This is a genomic window from Mesorhizobium sp. M0894, assembly GCF_040319725.1.
Lineage (GTDB): Bacteria > Pseudomonadota > Alphaproteobacteria > Rhizobiales > Rhizobiaceae > Mesorhizobium.
In genome coordinates this window covers 77,057-93,626 of sequence record NZ_JAMYOG010000016.1, presented here as the reverse complement: position 1 = coordinate 93,626, position 16,570 = coordinate 77,057, and the positions used below count along the sequence as shown (strand labels likewise).

The following is a 16,570-nucleotide window of genomic DNA, read 5'->3' as shown; positions in this document are numbered from 1 at the left end:
ATCAGGATATGACCGAGAAACTCGTTATCATTGGCAACGGCATGGCCCCCGGGCGCATGCTGGAGCACCTCCTGGAAAAGGCGCCTGGGCGCTACCAGGTCACCATCTTCAACGCCGAGCCGCGCGTGAACTACGACCGCATCATGCTGTCGCCGGTTCTGTCGGGCGAAAAGGCCTATGAAGAGATCATCATCCATGGCGACGGCTGGTACATCAAGCACGGCATCACCCTCTACAAGGGCCACAAGATCGTCGCCATCGACCGGCAGGCAAAGACCGTCACCTCCGATCATGGCGTGACCGAGCCCTATGACAAACTCGTCATCGCCACCGGCTCGGTGCCGTTTATCATTCCGGTGCCGGGCCATGACCTGCCGGGCGTGCTCACGTATCGCGATCTGGACGACGTCCGGGCCATGATGCTTGCCGCCCAGTCGCGGGCCAAGGCTGTGGTCATTGGCGGCGGCCTGCTCGGGCTCGAGGCAGCAGCGGGCTTGAATGCGCAAGGCATGGACGTCACCGTGCTGCATGTCATGCCGACGCTGATGGAGCGTCAGCTCGATCCGGCCGCCGGATATCTCCTGCAGCGCGCCGTCGAGCAGCGCGGCATCAAGGTCATCACCAAGGCCAACACCCAGGCGATCACCGGCAACGGCAAGGTCGAGCGGGTGGAGCTTGCCGACGGCACTGTCATTCCCGCAACGCTCGTCGTCATGGCCGTGGGCATCAGGCCGAACGCGGTCCTGGCGAAGGAAGCCGGCATTGCCGTCAATCGCGGCATTGTCGTCGACGCCGGCATGCGCAGCAACGATCCCGACATCTATGCAATCGGCGAATGCGCCGAGGTCAACGGCCAGGTCTACGGGCTGGTCGCGCCGCTCTACGAGATGGCGCGCGTCGCCGCCAGCCATCTGGCCGGCAATGAGGCAGCGGCTTTCGTCCACATGGACACGCCGACCAAGCTCAAGGTCACCGGCATCGAACTGTTCTCGCTCGGCGACTTCGCCGAGGGCGATGACCGCCAGGAGATCGTGCTGCGCGATGCGGCGGCCGGCGTCTACAAGCGCCTGGTGCTCAAGGACGACCGCATCATCGGCACAGTGCTCTACGGCGAGACGGCCGACGGCGCCTGGTTCAACGACCTCAAGAAGAAGCAGACCGATATATCCGAGATGCGCGATACGCTCATCTTCGGCCAGTCCTACCAGGGAGGCGCCCCCCTGGACCCTATGGCGGCCGTTGCAGCCTTGCCGGATGATGCGGAAATCTGCGGTTGCAACGGCGTATGCAAGGGAAAGATCACCGGCGCGATCACGGCCAAGGGCCTGACCTCGCTCGACGACGTGCGCGCACACACCAAGGCGTCTGCCTCCTGCGGCTCGTGCACCGGACTGGTCGAGAAGTTGATGGTGCTGACCATCGGCGACAAATACAACCCCGCGGCGGTCCAGCCGATGTGCAGTTGCACCGCGCTTGGTCATGACGAGGTCCGCCGGCTGATCAAGGCCAAGGGCCTGAAGACCATTCCCGCCGTCATGCAGGAGTTGGAATGGAAGACCTCCTGCGGCTGCGCCAAATGCCGGCCGGCGCTAAACTATTATCTCGTCTGCGACTGGCCCGACGAATACGCCGACGACTACCAGTCGCGCTTCATCAACGAGCGCGTTCACGCCAACATCCAGAAGGACGGCACCTATTCGGTGGTGCCGCGCATGTGGGGCGGCGTCACCAACGCCGCCGAATTGCGCGCCATCGCCGACGTCGTCGACAAGTTCGAGATCCCGATGGTCAAGGTCACCGGCGGCCAGCGCATCGACATGCTCGGCATCCGCAAGGAAGACCTGCCGGCGGTGTGGGCCGATCTCGGCCAGGCTGGCTTCGTCTCCGGCCACGCCTATGCCAAGGGGCTGCGCACCGTAAAGACCTGCGTCGGTTCCGACTGGTGCCGCTTCGGCACGCAGGATTCGACCGGTTTGGGCATCCGTATCGAAAAATTCATGTGGGGCTCGTGGACCCCTGCCAAGGTCAAGATGGCGGTATCGGGCTGTCCGCGAAACTGTGCCGAGGCGACCTGCAAGGATGTCGGCGTGATCTGCGTCGATAGCGGCTACGAGATCCATTTCGCCGGCGCCGCCGGGCTCGACATCAAGGGCACCGAAGTGCTCGGCCTGGTCAAGACCGAGGACGAGGCGCTGGAGCATATCGTGGCGTTGACGCAGATGTATCGCGAGCAGGGCCGCTATCTCGAGCGTATCTACAAATGGGCCAAGCGCGTCGGCATCGCCGAGATCAAGCGCCAGATCATGGACGATGGCGAGAAGCGCAAGGCCTATTTCGCGCGCTTCGTCTTCTCGCAGAAATTCGCCCAGGTCGACCCGTGGTCGGAACGTGCTTCCGGCAAGGACAAGCATGAATTCCGGCCGATGGCTTCGGTCGGCTTTGCACAGGCGGCGGAGTAGGCGCGTGTTCCCGAAAAGTGGAATGCGGTTTCCGGACAAGAACACGCGCAAAAGAGGAATAGCCACATGAATTGGGTATCCATCGGCACGCTCTCGGACATTCCGCGTCGCGGTGCGCGCTGCGTCGCCACACCCGAAGGAAAGATCGCCGTCTTTCGCACGGCCGACGATCAAGTCTTCGCCATCGACGACCATTGCCCGCACAAGGGTGGGCCACTCAGCCAGGGCATCGTCCATGGCACGGCGGTGACCTGTCCTTTGCACAATTGGGTGATCTCGCTCGAGACAGGCAAGGCGCTCGGCGCCGACGAGGGCGTGGTGCGCACCATTCCGGTGCGGATCGACGGCGAGCGGCTGTTCATTGCGCTGGAAGCGCTGGCCAGCCGCGCGGCGTGAACCATGCAGATTGATGAAGCGCGCGAGGTGAGGACCACCTGCCCCTACTGCGGGGTGGGTTGCGGCGTGCTGGCGAAGGTCGCCGCGGACGGTGAAATAACCGTTCGTGGCGACCCGGACCACCCGGCGAATTTCGGCCGCCTCTGCTCCAAAGGCTCCGCACTGGCCGAGACCATCGATCTCGACGGCAGGCTGCTTCATCCGGAAATCCACGGTCGCCGTACCGACTGGGACCAAGCGCTCAATCTAGTCGCTTCGACCTTCTCGCAAACCATTGCCGAACACGGCCCCGATTCGGTCGCCTTTTATGTTTCCGGCCAGTTGCTGACCGAGGACTACTACGTCGCCAACAAGCTGATGAAGGGGTTTGTCGGCTCGGCCAATATCGACACCAATTCGCGCCTGTGCATGGCCTCGTCGGTCGCCGGCCACCGCCGCGCCTTTGGCTCGGACACGGTTCCGGGAAATTACGAGGATCTGGAACTTGCCGACCTGATCGTGCTCGTCGGCTCCAATCTCGCCTGGTGCCATCCGGTGCTCTATCAGCGCATTGCCGCTGCCCGGGAAAAGCGGCCCGAGATGAAGGTGGTGCTGATCGACCCACGCCGCACCATGACATCGGATATCGCTGACATGCATCTGGCGATCGCGCCCGATGGCGACGTCGCTTTGTTCACAGGGCTGCTCGCCTATCTCGGCCAGCATAACGCGCTGGACCGTACCTATATCACGGCGCACACGACCGGATTCGGGCAAGCGCTTTTCGCTGCCTCGGCGCTCGACCTTGCCGGCATCGCGGCTGCCACGGGTCTCAGTGAGGACGAACTGTCCCGCTTCTACAGCCTGTTTGCCGCGACGGCGAAGACGGTGACCGTCTACAGCCAGGGCGTAAACCAGTCGTCTTCGGGCACCGACAAGGTCAACGCCATCATCAACTGCCATCTCGCCACCGGCCGCATCGGCAAGCCCGGCGCCGGGCCGTTTTCGGTGACCGGCCAGCCCAATGCTATGGGCGGCCGCGAGGTCGGCGGCATGGCCAACATGCTGGCCGCCCACATGGAGATCGAAAACCCCGAGCACCGCAACCGCGTGCAGCGCTTCTGGAACGCGCCGACCGTCGTCGAAAAGCCCGGCCTGAAAGCGATCGGGATGTTCCAAGCGGTGGCCGACGGACGCATCAAGGCGCTGTGGATCATGGCGACCAATCCGGTCGATTCGATGCCGGACGCCGATACCATCGAGGCGGCGATCAAGGCTTGCCCGTTTGTCGTTGTCTCGGACGTGCTGGGCGAGACCGACACGGTCCGCCATGCTCAGGTCCGGCTGCCGGCGGCGGCATGGGGCGAGAAGGACGGCACCGTCACCAATTCGGAGCGCCGCATCTCGCGCCAGCGGGCTTTTTTGGCCACGCCCGGCGAGGCAAGGCCAGATTGGTGGATCATCGCTGAAGTCGCCAGGCGGATGGGGTTTGCCGAAGCTTTTTCGCATGTGTCGGCGGCCGACATCTTCGCCGAGCATGCGGCGTTGTCGGGTTTCGAGAATGACGGCGCGCGCGATTTTGATATAGGCGCGTATGGCGCGATTGATTCAGGGACCTTTGAGAAATTGGCGCCATTCCAATGGCCAGCGCCGAGCCAAGGCACCCCCCTCTGGCCTGCCGGCCATCTCCCCCTCAAGGGGGGAGATTGGATGTCGCCACCGGTTTCGCCAATCGTTACCATTGCTGAAAAGGCGGTGCCGGCAAAACTGCCAATCTCCCCCCCTGAGGGGGAGATGGCCGGCAGGCCAGAGGGGGGTGCGTGGCGCCAGCCGGAGGACAAAAGCACCCGCTTCTTTGCCAACGGCAATTTCTACACACCCGACGGCAAGGCACGCTTTATTGCCATCCGCCCAACCGCCCAAACCCGCACCAGCCTGGACTACCCGTTGGTGCTCAACACCGGGCGCGTGCGCGACCACTGGCACACCATGACGCGAACCGGCAAGAGCCCGCGCCTGTCGCAGCACATGGCCGAGCCTTTCGTCGAAATTCACCCGGCTGATGCGCAGCACTACGGCATCGGCGATGCCGATATTGTGCGCGTCTCGACAGCTTATGGCGAGGTCGTGGTCCGCGCGCTGGTGACAGGGCGCCAACGCCAAGGCTCTGTGTTCGTGCCGATGCACTGGACCGATCAGTTTTCCGCGCGCGCGCGCGTCGATGCCCTGGTCGCGCCGACGACTGATGCGATTTCAGGCCAGCCGGCCTCAAAGAACGTTGCCGCCCGAATCGAGCGGTTCGCCGCCACGGCCTTCGGCTTCGCGGTGCTTGCGGAACGGCCCGCATCCATCGACGCCGATTATTGGAGCCTCGCCCGCTGCCCCGCCGGCTGGCGCCTTGAAATTGCGTTGCAGGACAGCCGCGACTGGACCGGATTTGCCGCCGCGCTGTTCGGCCCGGAAGGCGAGGCGCTCGCCTATCACGACATCGCCGGCGGGCACCATCGCTTCGCCCGTTTCGCGGGCGGTCGGCTGGTCGGCGCGCTCTATCTTGCGCCTACCCCGGTAGCGGTGTCGCGCGGCTGGGCGGCCGAACAACTGGGTGCCGACCATGCCGATCGGCAGGCGCGGCTGGCGATCGTCGCCGGCAGGCCTGGCGGCAAGAGCGTCGACCGCGGCGCCATCGTCTGCGCCTGTTTCGGGGTCGGTGCCAACCAGATCGCGGAAGCGGTGCGCGGCGGCTGCACCAGCGTCGCGGCAATCGGCGCCGCCCTTCACGCCGGCACCAATTGCGGCTCCTGCCGCGCCGAGATCAAGACCATTATCGACGGGCGGCGTCTGCAAGCTGCAGAGTGAATGCGCCGAGGAACTCTGCCGCGCCGCTGCATGATGCTTACTAGCAATTTACAAACCATAGGCTACCACCGTTCTGACTTCGATTCGTTCGGAACGGGAGCCCCATGAGTAAAGCCCTGACCTCATTCGCGCTTGCGGCCGTGCTGACGGCTTTGCTGATGGCGCTCAGCCTGGCGGTGGCCAGGCATGGCTATCCCTATGGCGCGATCGGCGCCAAGCGCTTGAGTGACGTCGCCGATGCAGGGGCATTCATTCCGCTCGCGGCGGTCTACTTCCTCAGCGCACTGCTGATGATGGTTCTGCCGATCAGGCTCGCCGGCATCGTCCTGACGCATGCCGCCGATGCAATCTTCTGGACGGTCATCGTGTTGTTCGCGGTCATCGTTGGATGTCTCGCCGCCAGATTTGCTTTCGGTCAGCACGATGTGCTCTCGGCACTGCTGAACTGGCGGTTCCTGTTTGTCGCAGCCATCGTCGGATGCCATCTCTTCATCAACGAACTGCGGCGCAACATCCTGTTGAGAAGCCTGTTCTTCGTCGTCTTCGCCGCTGCGACACTGGCCTGCCTGTTTTGGTCCTTCACGATCTGAGCATGTGCGACCGTCGGGACAGACGGCTTAATTCTTGTCGACCGGCTTTGAGCGCATTCGCGAAACGGTCTCACGCTCGGCCCGCTTCGAACGCATCGGCGGCAGGCCGCGGTCGACCAGGTCCATGTCTTCCAGCACCATGTCGCCCATCCGCTTGAAAGCGATGTCGAGTGCGCCGGCCCGGTGGGCGGAGCGCAGGAACCCTGGCAATGTGCGGACCGGGTGATCTTGGGCCAGCGGCTCCTCAGGAAAAACATCACTGGCGGCGACGATGTGGCCGCTGCGGACAGCATCCATCAGTGCCGGAAAATCGACCACGCCAGCCCGGCTGAGTAGGATGAAAGCGGATCCCTCGCGCATCCTGGCAAAGGCTTCGGCGCCGAGGAAACCCTGGTTTTCGCTGGTCACCGAAGTGACGACGAAGACGAAATCGCTGCTCGACAGGACTTCATCGAGCGAGGCCGGCTCAACGCCGTTCTCGATCAGGATCGACGGCGGCAGCCACGGGTCGAAGACTTTTGTCCGCGTGCGAAAACCCGTCAAAAGCCGGTTGAGCGCGCGGCCGAGATCGCCGAAGCCGATGATGCCGACATCCGCGCCGGAAAGAAGCCGCGCCGTCCGGTTGCCGTCGCCGCCCCACAATTCCTTGCCTTGACGAAAAGCGAGGTCGGCATCGACGATGTCGCGGGCAAGGTTGAGCGCCATGGCAAGGCCGAGCTCGGCCACCGGTTCGGCAAAGACCAGCCCAGTGGTGACGACATGGATGCCGCGCGAAAACAGCGTCTCATATGGCATGTTGTTGATGAGGTTGCTCTCGACATTGAAGATGCAGCGCAGCGCCTTCATTTTTTCCAGTGTCTCTGGCGCGATCGGCGGCTGGCCGACAATGTAGCGCGCCTCGCCAAGGATATCGGCCGGCAGCGCCGCGACACCTTCGGGCGATGTTTCGACGATGCGGTATTTCGACCGAAATTTCGTCAGCGCAGCCGGCGTGAAGATCAGGTCGAGCGTGCGTGGATGGGGTGCGCTGATCACCAGCGGCAACGCGTTGTCGGACATGATACTTTTCCTCCCGTGCGATCCACGACGCACCATACTGGAATCATCTTTTCCAGCCCGACCCCTATCACATGCCTGTCGAGGAGGAGAAGTTTGCCCGCCTTTCGGCCTTGCGGTGTGGCGGTCGGTGGTCCAGATAGACGGCGATCGAAGGACGACAAGGAAGACAGCGACATGATCCCGTTTCGAAAGAACCTCATCGATGGCGAGTGGGTGGGCGATGCCGGCTCCCGCAATATCAACCCGTCCAATCTCGACGACGTGGTCGGCGAATATGCATCGGGAGACGCCGAGCACGCCCGGCAGGCCATCGCGGCGGCGAAGGCGGCATTTCCGGCATGGTCCCGATCGGGCCTGCTGGCACGCCACGCGGTGCTGAGGAAGGCGTCGGACGAGATCACCGCGCGGAAAGATGAAATCGGCCGGGCCTTGGCGCGCGAGGAAGGCAAGACGCTGGTCGAGGGCATTGGCGAGACTGTCCGCGCTGCCCAGATATTCGACTTCTTCGCCGGCGAGACGCTACGCCTGTCGGGCGAGCTGGTGCCAAGCGTGCGGCCCGGCGTCGGCGTCGAGATCACCCGCGAAGCGGTCGGCGTCGTCGGCATCATCACGCCGTGGAATTTCCCGATCGCCATTCCGGCCTGGAAAATCGCTCCGGCGCTGGCCTACGGCAACACTATCGTCTTCAAGCCGGCGGAACTCGTTCCGGAGAGCGCCTGGACAATTGTCGACATCCTGCACCGCGCCGGACTGCCCAACGGCGTGCTCAACCTGGTGATGGGCAAAGGTTCGGTGGTCGGCCAGGCCATGCTCGACAGCCCTGATCTCAACGCCATCACCTTCACCGGCTCGGTCGGCACCGGCAAGCGCGTGGCCGCCGCCAGCGTCGAGCACATGCGCAAGTTCCAGCTCGAAATGGGCGGCAAGAACCCGCTTGTCGTGCTCGATGATGCCGACCTTGCCGTCGCCGTCGACTGCGCGGTCAACGGCGCCTACTTCTCGACCGGCCAGCGCTGCACGGCGTCGTCCCGCCTGGTGGTGACGGACGGCATCCATGACCGCTTCGTCGAGGCGATGAAAGATCGCCTGGGCAAGCTGGTCATCGGCGACGCTCTCGATGCCAAGACCCAGATCGGGCCGGTGGTCGACCAGAGCCAGCTCAAACAGGACGAGGACTATATCGCCATCGGACGTCGGGAAGGTGCCGATCTCGCTTTCGGCGGTGAGCGGCTCGATCGCGAAACCCGCGGCTTCTATTTGCAACCGGCGCTGTTCACCGAAACCACCAACGCCATGCGCATTTCCCGTGAGGAGATTTTCGGACCGGTCGCCAACGTCATCCGCGTCAAGAATTATGATGAGGCGCTGGCGGTGGCCAACGACACACCGTTCGGGCTGACGTCCGGCATCTGCACCTCGAGCCTCAAGCATGCCACGCATTTCAAGCGCAATTCGGAAGCCGGCATGGTCATGGTCAACCTGCCGACGGCGGGCGTCGACTTCCACGTGCCTTTCGGCGGGCGCAAGGGATCGAGCTATGGCCCGCGCGAGCAGGGCCGTTACGCCGCGGAGTTCTACACCACCGTGAAGACCGCCTATACCTTCGCTGGCTGATCACGGCGGCACTCATCCGGGACCAGCCAGGCAGGCGAGCAAATCGATGGCATCTGAAAATACGGACCTGACCTGGCTCAATCCGCCGCCGCACTACGAGTTCGGCGACAATACGGTGCATGTGCGGACCGGCAAGGAGACAGACTTCTGGCGCGAGACGTTCTACGGCTTCTGGCGCGACAATGGCCATTTCCTCTATCGTGAGGTCGAGGGCGATTTCAGCGCCGAAGTCACCGTCAAGGGGCGCTATGAAGTGCTTTACGACCAAGCCGGGCTTATGGTCCGCCTGAGCGAGACCCATTGGATCAAGGCCGGCATCGAATACACCGACGGGCTGATGTATTTTTCCGTCGTCGTCACCAACGATGCCTCCGACTGGTCGCTGGCCAATATTCCGGCCGACCCGGACGGCGTCAGGATCCGCTTGACGCGTCATGCCGAGACGATCCGTGTCCAGTATCTGGACGCGTCCGACAAGCATTGGAAGCCGGTGCGGCTTGCCTATTTCCCACCCTCGAAAACGGTTGATGTCGGCATGATGTGCTGCTCGCCGCAGCGCGAGGGCTTCGAGGTCATATTCAGCGATTTTTTGATCGGCCCGCCGATCTCGCGGCAGCTCCACGACTGAGGCGCCGCGATCCGGTCGAGCGGTTGCCGTCCGGCCGGCCTCAGTAGGTCGCCCGGCCGCCGGAGACGTCGAAGACGGCAGCCGTCGTGAACGAGCATTCCTCGGACGCGATCCAGCAAATCAGCGCCGCTACCTCCTCGACCTCGCCGAACCGTGCCATTGGTATTTTAGAGAGCATGAAGTCGATGTGCTGCTGGCTCATCTGTTGGAAGATCGCGGTGCGCACGGCCGCCGGCGTGACGCAGTTCACCGTCACCTTGGTCTTGGCCAATTCCTTGCCGAGCGACTTGGTCATGCCGATCACCGCGGCCTTGGAGGTGCTGTAGGCCGAGGCGTTCGGGTTACCTTCCTTGCCGGCAATCGAGGCGATGTTGACGATCCTGCCGTAATTGCGTTCGAGCATATGCGGGACCAGCGCTTTGTTGCAGAAGAAGACGCCGTTGATGTTGATGTCGATGACCCGGCGCCAATCCTCTACGGAATACTCCCAGGTCGTCATGTTCGGTCCGGTGATGGCAGCGCTGGTGACAAGGACATCGACTGCGCCAATCGCTTCTATCGTCTCTCGGGCGGCGGCTTCGACCGCTATGGGGTCGGCGACGTCTAAGGTGACGCTGTGCAGGCCTGGAACAATGGCCTTGGCCTGCTCGATCTGGGCGGCATCGCGATCCCAGACCGAAACACGCCCGCCTTCCTCAGTGATCCTTTGCGCGACGGCAAGGCCGATGCCTGAGGCGCCGCCGGTGACAACAACAGACCGTCCGGCAAATCGTCCCGCGAAACTCATCGGCATGTGGTCTTCCTCCCAATCGGCGGCGAATGTGAAGTCAACGGCGCACAAGTTCAAGCGCGGACTTGCAGCCTCCGAACAGCTTCGTGATGGGCCAGCACCAGGCAATTGAACGGCACTGCCTCCTGGCCAAATCGTCTCGTCCGGCATGGGAGAACTGCAGGAACGACTTCGCCCAGTTTGTCATCCGGGTGACATGCGGCGCCGGATGCGCTATATTGCACTGCACAATGCGAGCGCCTGCAGGCGAGGCTCCCATCGATCCAATGAATCGACCCATGAGCGGCCCATGAAATCGGCATTGAGCTGCAAGGGCGGAAAACCGATACCGAGATGAAGATTCCAAAATCTCTGTTGATCGATCCGGACAAGAACACGGTCTATGGCAGCTTTGCCGTTGCCGTCTCGATCTGGGCGTTCTCCTACTCGACCATTTTCGGCCAGGCCATGATCCTGGCCTATTATGCAGTCTGGCTGCCGCTCATCCTGGTCGACTACCGGAAAATATTAAGGCACGCTTCCAGCGCCTGGCTTCCGCTGGCGTTTGCAGCCTATGTCTGCTTCTCGGTGTTCTGGTCGGCAGCTCCCGGCACCACGGCAAGGACGGCCGTGCAATATTGTTCCCATATCGCATGCGCCTACATTGCCGCGCGCACGGTCAGCGTCCGGACCTTGACCATAGGCGCCCTAATAGGGATTTTCGTCGTCCTGCTCTACTCGCTCAAGGTCGCGAGTTATTCCTACGACGTTCTCGACGGGACATACAATTTCGTCGGCGCTTTCAGCTCCAAGAACCAGATCGGCTTTGTCGCATCGCTTGGCATCTATTTCTGCGTTGTCTACCTGGCCTTTCTCAGGCGCGGCCGCATAGGTTTTTTGTTGATTGTACCAATCGTCCTTCTGTCGGGCTATCTGCTGGTCGTGTCGCATTCGGCCACTTCGATGGCATCGACCCCGGCGGTTCTCGCCCTGGTCGCGCTGCTTTCCATGGGCAAGCTGCTTTCGCTCCGCCATCGCCGGGTTATTTTCGTGATCGGTGCAGGCGGGCTGGTCGCCTGCACCGTGATTGCGCTGAATCTCGGGCTAATGGACTTTGTCCTTGGCCTCTTCGGCAAGGATTCGACGCTCACCGGACGGACCTACCTCTGGCAGCAGGGCTGGAATGCCGCGCAGCAATCGCCCATCCTCGGCGTCGGCTACGCGGCGTATTGGGTGCAGGGCTTCTCCGAGGCCGAGCGGCTGTGGAATGAATTCTACATCGCCGCGCGAAGCGGCTTCCACTTCCACAACACCTACATCGAGACCTTGGTGGAACTCGGCTTCGTCGGTGCGACACTGCTGTCGCTGATCATCCTGCGCACGCTCTGGGGGCACGTCTCGGCGCTGATATTCAGGACATGGCAAGCCGAGTCTGTGATTCTCGCTGGCGTCATGGTGCTTTTGTTCATCCGCTCCTTCGTCGAGGTCGAGACCCTCAATCCCTACATCATGGGATCGTTCCTGCTGTATTACAGCTACTTCAAGCTGGTGAAGGTGCCGTCCGTCGCCCGTTCCCGGCGGAGCGCCGTGAACCATCTCGAGGAACCGGACGCCGTGCGAGGCTAAAGCGGGCCGATCCGGGCTGTTCGTCGCCCAAAGGCCGCCTTGTTTTCTGATCCATAAACTACGAAGCCCAAAACCCCGCAGGCCGCCGCCTGCGAGGTGGGTGCTTCGCTCCGGTGGAAAGAAGCTACTGGATGGCCAGGGGCGCCGGTTTGACCTTGATCACGTCCCCGGGCAGTACCGGCGTGTCTTCGTCGGCGGTGATTTCGCTGGTCTTGCCGTCGACCACCCGCACCAGGGAAAACGACATGGCGGCTGGTTCGTTGTTGCCATAGAATTGCGGCATGGGGTTGCCCGACAGGGCTTCGGTCATCAAGCCTTTTTCCATATTCAGCTTCAGCGTCGCTTCGTTGAGGTCGGCTTCCGTCTGTTGCCGGTCGGTCGCGAGGGTGGAGTTCTGGGTGTTCTCCAGATCGATAGCGTCCTGAGTGGCCTTGCTGATCGACTGTTTGGCCGTGAGAATCGCCGTTTCGTAATCCAGTATCTGGCCTTCGAGGTCGGCGATGGTTTGCTGGGAATTCAAAACCCGGGTGTTGACGACCAGGCCTTTTTGCGCCAGCGAGCCGATACCGTTGAGCTGCTCCTTCGCCAGATCGACCTGCTTCTGCTGGTTGACGATCTTTTTCTGCAGCGAATCGATCTCGCTCTGCAGCAGCGCCTTCAAGTCGTCGAGCGCCTGCAAGCGTAGGTTGAGTTTCTTCTGGTCGGCCGCCAGGATCGCCGTCTCATCGGCAACGATGCTGGGCAGCTTCGGATCGTCGGCCACTTCTTTCGGCACTTCGAATGACGGTTTGTTCGCCAGTTCCGCTTCGATGCGGGCGCGCTTGACGATCAGCCTGACCTGTTGGTCTTGAAGTACGTCGAAATTGCCCTTGGCATTGATCAGGTCGCGGTCGTAGCGCTGCCCGCTCTCCGAGTTCCGCCGCGTTCCGCCGGCAATGCTCATCGCTTTCAGCACCGTCAGCCCAGGCACGCAAGGATACTGTCCGGGCGATTGCACCTCGCCAGAAATATAGAACGGCCGGTACTGCGCCATTTCGACGGAAGCCTCGGGCTTGTCAGCCAGGGCGAGCTTACGCTGTAGCGCCTCGCCGAGCGATGCCGCGATCTCCGAGGTCGTCTTGCCGGATGCGGGCATCTCGCCGACGAACGGCACCGACAAGGTTCCTGCCGGCCCGACCGTGTATTCTCCATTGATGGCCGACCAGTCACGGAACGTGCCTTCGACGGTCTGCCATTCCGCTACGCGGATGGTTAGCTTGTCTTGTGCTCCAAGCCGATAGTCATCGGCGAAGGCAAACTGCGGCAGGGCCAGCGACAGGCCGGTCGCCAGCGTGAGGCAAGTCGTCAAAAGTCGTACTCGCCGCATGCGTCTGGAGAGAATGCCGGTGCAAAAGATATCGATTATATCTGCTTTCAACTGAGCGTTTCCGATCTGGTTTGCCCCGCCCGATGCCTGAGTCCCGATGCCTGAGTCCCGGGGCCTGAGTTCCGGGCTCGAATTCTGGACAGTCGCTCCTCGATGCACGGCCAGCAAGCGGCCGTCAGTAGCAGCCTCGCGACATCCAGACCGCAGGTACGGTCTTGATGATGATGCGAATGTCTTCGAACATCGACCAGTTCTCGACATAGTGTCGATCGAACGCGACGCGGCTGTCGTAGGAAACATCATTGCGTCCGCTAACCTGCCAGAGCCCGGTCAGGCCGGGGCGCGATTTCAGGTAATAGACGGCCGAATTGCCATAGATCTCCAACTCATCGCGTACCACGGGACGAGGCCCAACCAGGCTCATATCCCCCTGCAGGATGTTGATGATCTGCGGCAACTCATCGAGGCTGAGCTTCCTCAGCACCGCTCCGACGCGCGTGATCCGCGGGTCGTTCTTCAACTTGCGGGTCGCTATCCATTCGGCGTTGGCCTCCGGATTCGCGGCGAGATAGGCAGCAAGCACCCGCTCGCCGTCTGGAACCATAGTGCGGAACTTGAGGCACGGAAAAATCCGTCCTCCGCGGCCGATCCGGCTATGACCATAGAAAATCGGCCCGCCATCGGAAAACCTGACAAGCAGCGCTATCATCACGAACAGCGGGCTGAGAGCGACCAGGCCGATCAGCGAACCGGCAATATCGAAGCTGCGTTTGAGCAGGCCGCCGATCGGCGGCGGAAAATCGACGCCGGCCTGCGAAAAATCCGCGTCGGCCGGCTTGGCTACGTCCCTCATGCGTAAACTCCATACGTTGAACGGATGGTTTAGCGCACGATACCAAAAAAATGTTGCAGCGCAACACACAATTTCCCAGCCGGCTGTAATAGTCGCGTCATGAACTGACTAAATAATGAACTCGTCCTGCACAAAATTTTGCCTTTATGTCGCAAAGGCGACAGATTATGGGCAATTTTGGAAAATCTAGTCCAATTTTGGGGCTGATTTTGGGCGAATCGCTCTTTATACCCGGTTGTGGAGCTTTGCCGTCATTTAGAAGTTCAAAATATCGACTGATGTTATGATAAGATACTGGTCAATATTATAAATCTTACTGGAGCGAGTCGATATCCGTCAATCAGTGGTGATGCCGACGTGTGCATTGCACCATGGCAGAGGCGATCCTGAGGATTCGCTTAAAATTATTCCGTAGCTGCCCTTGCCGCCTATTGCTCGCCTCAATAGAGTTGCAAATTGTTTCTGTCGGAGTATGGACAGATTGGGCAAGGCCGGAAGCAACCGGCCAGAAGCGGGCAACCTAAACAAGCTCGCAGAGTTTAAGGGAGGTGCTCGGGGTGGGCTTGTCGACATTTTTTCCCGAGCCGGTTGATGGGCTATCGGGTATGTCACTGCCAAAGTTCATTATCGGAATGTGTTTTGCGCTGGCGATCGTGGTCGTCTGGTCCTATTTGGGCGGCGCCTCGCTCGGCACGACGCTTTTTCGCGTCATCGGCTGCGCCATAGTCATCCAACTCGGTTATTTTCTGCTGGTCTTTGCCATGGTCGCAAGAAATGCCCCGACCTCGGCCGACAAAATTCGCGACGCAGAACGAAAGCTGAGTTCGAACGAAGCGGCCGAAGGCGAGAAATTAAGCGCCAGGAGAGGCCTTCACTGATTTCGGGCGTTGGCCTCCAGCAACACGCCGCAAGTCGGCATCCCGTTTCTTCAATTCCTCGATGCTCCCGGCCTCCACCAAGCGGCCGCTCTCCATCGCCACGACCTACTCGGCAGTGACTGGTGGGCCAACTGAGCGCGCCAGTGGCTTGATCCGGGCCGTGCAGGAGCGGCTCTGCCAAGCGGCGCCTTTCGGGAGCTATCCCGATTGCGGTTCGCCGCCTGCCCAGCCGCGTCATGACACCCAGCCAAATGAAAAACTGGACGGCGCCGATGATTTTGGCGATGCTTGCTTCGCACTTGCAGCATAGGCATTTGGGCCGATGCATGTCAGACGGGCGGTGAGGCATTGAACGGGGAGGGCGAGGAAATCCGCAACGATTTCTGCAATCGAGAGGCATGTCCATGACATCATCCCAAGTCTGCGTGATCATCGCTGCCCGTAACGCGGCGCGGACAATCCCGGCTGCCATTGCATCGGCATTGCGCGAGCCGGAGGTTGCGGAAGTCGTCGTCGTCGACGACGCGTCCACCGACGATACCGCGAAAGTCGCCCATGCAGCCGACGACGGCACGGGCCGCCTTTCCGTCATCCGCTTCGACGTCAATCGCGGCCCCTCCTTTGCCCGCAACGCCGCGATAGCCGGTTCCAGGTCGCCGTTCATCAGCATCCTGGACGCTGATGATTTCTTTTTCGAAGGCAGGTTTCACAGACTGTTCGCCAGCACCGATTGGGATTTCGCGGCAGACAACATCATGCTTGTCAGGGATGACGCGGCAACCGACGTCTCGAAAATCGTCGCTCCACCGTTTTCGCCCGAGCCGGAATTCCTCGATTTCGAGGGTTTCATCGACGCCAACATCTCCAGGCGCCGTGTGCAACGAGGGGAACTGGGCTTCCTCAAACCCGTGATCAGCCGCGCCTTCCTCGATCGGCATCGGCTGCGCTACGACGAGAAGCTGCGCCTTGGCGAAGACTATGAACTCTATGCGCGCGCGGTTGCGCATGGCGCGCGCTTCAAGGTCATCAAATCCTGTGGCTACGGCGCGATCGTGCGCGCCGATTCGCTGAGCGGACGGCACAACACCCAGGATCTGAAGCATCTGGCCGATGCCGACCTGGCACTGCTTGCGATCGACAGTTTGCCGGAGGCATCGAAGGCTGCGCTGAGAAGGCACGAGCGGCACATTCGCGACAAATACCGGTTGCGGAAGTTCTTAGACGTGAAGACTGAGCGCGGGCTGGCGCCGGCTGTGGCCTATGCCTTGGCCGGCTCGTCCAACCTCACGGCCGTCGTCCGCGGCGTTGCCTCCGACAAGCTGGATGCGCTGTTTCGCCGCGCTGGCTTCGCCGCGAAGCGTCAGCATGTGCCGCCGCTGCGCTTCCTCATGGCCGGAACCAGCACAGCCGGCGAAAGCTAGGCTCGTCAACGTGGCGATCGCCTTACCTCGGTCGGCTCGCACCATTTCGACGCGATTTATGAGTTTACGATCTAGG

At 61.7% G+C, this 16,570-nt stretch carries 13 protein-coding genes; 9 read left to right on the top strand and 4 right to left on the bottom strand.

Annotated features, from left to right (window positions below; translation table 11 throughout):
• Positions 1-8 precede the first annotated feature (8 nt).
• The 4 genes from nirB to NKH91_RS25515 all read left to right on the top strand — a co-directional run bounded on the left by nirB (position 9) and on the right by NKH91_RS25515 (position 6,280).
• The gene (gene nirB / locus NKH91_RS25530; RefSeq protein ID WP_023718002.1) at positions 9-2,459 is read left to right on the top strand and encodes a nitrite reductase large subunit NirB; all 2,451 of its coding nucleotides are present in this window, start codon (positions 9-11) and stop codon (positions 2,457-2,459) included.
• 66 nt (positions 2,460-2,525) lie between these two features.
• Entirely contained in the window at positions 2,526-2,855 is a 330-nt protein-coding gene (gene nirD, locus NKH91_RS25525; RefSeq protein WP_352483963.1) for a nitrite reductase small subunit NirD, read from the top strand.
• Positions 2,856-2,858: 3 nt separating this feature from the next.
• Complete coding sequence (locus NKH91_RS25520) at positions 2,859-5,690, top strand: nitrate reductase (protein ID WP_352847824.1); 2,832 nt, start codon at positions 2,859-2,861, stop codon at positions 5,688-5,690.
• A gap of 104 nt (positions 5,691-5,794) precedes the next feature.
• Positions 5,795-6,280 carry a hypothetical protein gene (locus NKH91_RS25515; protein WP_023717999.1) on the top strand — a complete coding sequence of 162 codons (486 nt, stop codon included), beginning with the start codon at positions 5,795-5,797 and terminating at the stop codon, positions 6,278-6,280.
• Between the two features lie 27 nt (positions 6,281-6,307).
• On the opposite strand, the gene NKH91_RS25510 is transcribed toward NKH91_RS25515, so the two are convergent.
• Positions 6,308-7,339, bottom strand: a complete 1,032-nt coding sequence (locus NKH91_RS25510; RefSeq protein WP_352483965.1) for a hydroxyacid dehydrogenase — start codon at positions 7,337-7,339, stop codon at positions 6,308-6,310.
• 177 nt (positions 7,340-7,516) lie between these two features.
• On the opposite strand from NKH91_RS25510, the gene NKH91_RS25505 reads away from it, so the two are divergent.
• Both NKH91_RS25505 and NKH91_RS25500 read left to right on the top strand, forming a co-directional pair.
• On the top strand, positions 7,517-8,953 hold the full coding sequence (locus NKH91_RS25505; protein ID WP_352847886.1) for an aldehyde dehydrogenase family protein: 1,437 nt from the start codon (positions 7,517-7,519) through the stop codon (positions 8,951-8,953).
• 46 nt (positions 8,954-8,999) lie between these two features.
• Positions 9,000-9,581 (top strand): DUF1349 domain-containing protein, encoded by a 582-nt coding sequence (locus NKH91_RS25500; RefSeq protein WP_352847826.1) that lies wholly within the window; start codon positions 9,000-9,002, stop codon positions 9,579-9,581.
• Positions 9,582-9,621: 40 nt separating this feature from the next.
• Here NKH91_RS25500 and NKH91_RS25495 read toward each other — a convergent pair whose 3' ends face one another.
• On the bottom strand, positions 9,622-10,374 hold the full coding sequence (locus tag NKH91_RS25495; protein WP_352847828.1) for an SDR family NAD(P)-dependent oxidoreductase: 753 nt from the start codon (positions 10,372-10,374) through the stop codon (positions 9,622-9,624).
• Positions 10,375-10,704: 330 nt separating this feature from the next.
• Between NKH91_RS25495 and NKH91_RS25490 the strand changes: the two genes are divergently transcribed.
• A complete protein-coding gene (locus NKH91_RS25490; RefSeq protein ID WP_352847830.1) occupies positions 10,705-11,976 on the top strand; it encodes an O-antigen ligase family protein in 1,272 nt (423 codons plus the stop codon).
• Positions 11,977-12,100: 124 nt separating this feature from the next.
• On the opposite strand, the gene NKH91_RS25485 is transcribed toward NKH91_RS25490, so the two are convergent.
• Together NKH91_RS25485 and NKH91_RS25480 are read right to left on the bottom strand one after the other, a co-directional pair.
• Positions 12,101-13,342: a polysaccharide biosynthesis/export family protein gene (locus tag NKH91_RS25485; RefSeq protein ID WP_156948041.1), complete on the bottom strand. Its 1,242-nt coding sequence runs from the start codon at positions 13,340-13,342 to the stop codon at positions 12,101-12,103.
• A 175-nt stretch (positions 13,343-13,517) separates the two neighbouring features.
• The gene (locus tag NKH91_RS25480; protein ID WP_023717993.1) at positions 13,518-14,195 is read right to left on the bottom strand and encodes a sugar transferase; all 678 of its coding nucleotides are present in this window, start codon (positions 14,193-14,195) and stop codon (positions 13,518-13,520) included.
• 548 nt (positions 14,196-14,743) lie between these two features.
• On the opposite strand from NKH91_RS25480, the gene NKH91_RS25475 reads away from it, so the two are divergent.
• Both NKH91_RS25475 and NKH91_RS25470 read left to right on the top strand, forming a co-directional pair.
• Positions 14,744-15,073, top strand: a complete 330-nt coding sequence (locus NKH91_RS25475; RefSeq protein WP_352895156.1) for an exopolysaccharide production repressor protein — start codon at positions 14,744-14,746, stop codon at positions 15,071-15,073.
• Between the two features lie 398 nt (positions 15,074-15,471).
• A complete protein-coding gene (locus tag NKH91_RS25470; protein WP_352847833.1) occupies positions 15,472-16,494 on the top strand; it encodes a glycosyltransferase family 2 protein in 1,023 nt (340 codons plus the stop codon).
• Positions 16,495-16,570 lie beyond the last annotated feature (76 nt).